The organism is Photorhabdus sp. P32, assembly GCF_038085095.1.
In the GTDB taxonomy this organism is placed as follows: domain Bacteria; phylum Pseudomonadota; class Gammaproteobacteria; order Enterobacterales; family Enterobacteriaceae; genus Photorhabdus; species Photorhabdus luminescens.
Genome location: NZ_JAZGJN010000132.1, coordinates 1 through 2,104 on the forward strand (window position 1 = coordinate 1; position 2,104 = coordinate 2,104).

Below are 2,104 nucleotides of genomic sequence, written 5' to 3' on the forward strand. Positions count from 1 at the left end.
CCAACCGAAGTGCCAAATGCCTCATTAACACAAAAAGGTGTTACTCAGCTCACAGATAAAACCGGTAACAGTAATACCCTCGCGGTAACACAGAAGCTTGTTTCTGATGTAAATGATAATGCTAATAACCGATTGGCAAAAAATCAAAACGGCGCAGATATTCCTGATAAAAATGAGTTTGTGAAAAACCTCGGTTTGTCGGAAACCGTGGAATTGGCGAGAAATGCGGTGTTAACCAATGACTTTAATTCATTAAAAACAGTGGTTGATAGTAAGGCAAGTAATAATGACTTAAATAAAAAAATGGATGTTGGGGCTTTTGGGTTGGGCGCGCGCGTATCTCAATACATAGACACTAATAGTCTTGTTGGATCAGGTTTTTATGTTGCCGACGAAGCAAAAGTATATCCAACACGGTGGGTATCAATAATAAGAGTAAATTATGGATCAAATACAGCTCAGTCAGAAATAGCTATAACAGGTGGTAACGTTAATACAGATAGGTGTTTTTTAAGAACATATTCAAGCAATTCTAACAAGTGGAATTCAATTAAAGAATTTCTGTTGATTGGTGTCAATGTTACAACAGACGGAAACGGATTTTACAAAAAGTCATCTCCAATAGTCGAAATCTACTCTAATGGTACGTTTTCAACTAACGGAGAATCAGAGGGGGCAAAAGTCACAAAAGAGGGGACCGGCGTATATCGTATATCAAACATTACGGGTTATAACGCTGATGGTGCATGGGGTGTACATGGTGGGATATCAGTACCAAAAGACAATAACGGCTTAGAACTAATTTTTATCGATGACCGTGTTCAATGTAATGGCTCTATTATCATCGAAACCTTTCACAGACAGCACTCTCACTTACCAACCCGTTTTCAGAACTGGCGACTTAAGCTTATTGATAAGAATAACGAGCGTGTATTTTATGAAGATGGAGAACCTTGTGATATTCCTGATAACTACCGTTTAGACGTCCGTGTCCAGATGCCGGAAGATATCAGTATGGAACGCCAAGCAGCAAGCGGTAGATAAGTTAAACAGTCGGTAGCTTATCAGGGATGGCTGGCATTTGCACACGAACAGAGATAAATCGGCCTTGTGGGATATCAATCAAATTACCGTCAGTGTAACCCTCTCTCACATTTCTGGCGAATGTTGGCGCATCTGGATGCTCACGATGATATGTCATGAGTTTTATTGAACCATCTTGCATAACTTCATAATCAATCCAGATGAGGGGTAACTTGTTTTTACACAACGGTATTTCAATTCCGCCATCCCCACCGCCCCAAGCGGCATCTGCATTGAATCCAAGAACTCCAGTGATGAAATAAACTCCCTCTGAAAGCCGTTTGACTGTTGCCTCTTTGGATTCGTCATTCGTTTTGAATGTGCCATCGGGATAGATTTCTACTATCGGGGAAGATTGCTTAAGGAATCCGTTAGTGTCGGGTTTTGCGTTACTTGTTGACCAAATGCTATACCACGGATTCCAACGACCAGCACCGTCGCCATTACGCGACCTAAAGTATAAACCACTACTTCCCGCATAATATGCAGCCTGAATCATAAGGTCATAACCACGAAATGCACCACCTCCCCCTGAAAGTTTAATACCAGGGCCCGTTATTCCGGCCCCATTTAGCCCTTCTGAGTATCCAAAAAATGTAGAATTAGGTGGAACTTTATCAAAATCATCGGTTGTAGAATATGAGTTTTTCCCAACAACACCACCATTTGTGTTAATGACTTCATCTATTGTTGCTAGTGTGCCGCCTTTCTCCGGTGTTATTAATGTATATCTGCGTTTGCGGGCTGCATCGTTAGCGTAAATTGTGATTCTGTTACCCTGTGTCCCTTCAAGACCAATGATGTGGCCGTTTGTCGCGGCAAACTCAAGATTCGGCCAATTCGAAGCATTATTGATTCTCAATGTGCCTGTTTGGACATTTAAATTACTCGAAATCGGCAAAGCCCTCACATCCCCGGCACTCAAACTCACATCCCCGGTTAGTGTTTTGCCATTAATTTTCCGACTGCTCGGCACGGCACTTTTTGCCAAATTTACCGTTTCCACTAAACCGAGGTTTTT

Annotated in this window: 2 protein-coding genes; one reads left to right on the plus strand and one right to left on the minus strand. The window is 41.8% G+C overall.

Annotated elements, in window-relative coordinates:
- Positions 1–1,044, plus strand: a 1,044-nt coding sequence (locus V2H77_RS00775; RefSeq protein ID WP_341497275.1) for a phage tail protein, incomplete at its 5' end; no start/stop codon positions are given.
- Between the two features lies 1 nt (position 1,045).
- Here the strand turns inward: V2H77_RS00775 and V2H77_RS00780 are convergent.
- On the minus strand, positions 1,046–2,104 hold a 1,059-nt coding region (locus tag V2H77_RS00780; RefSeq protein WP_341497276.1), incomplete at its 5' end, for a phage tail fiber protein.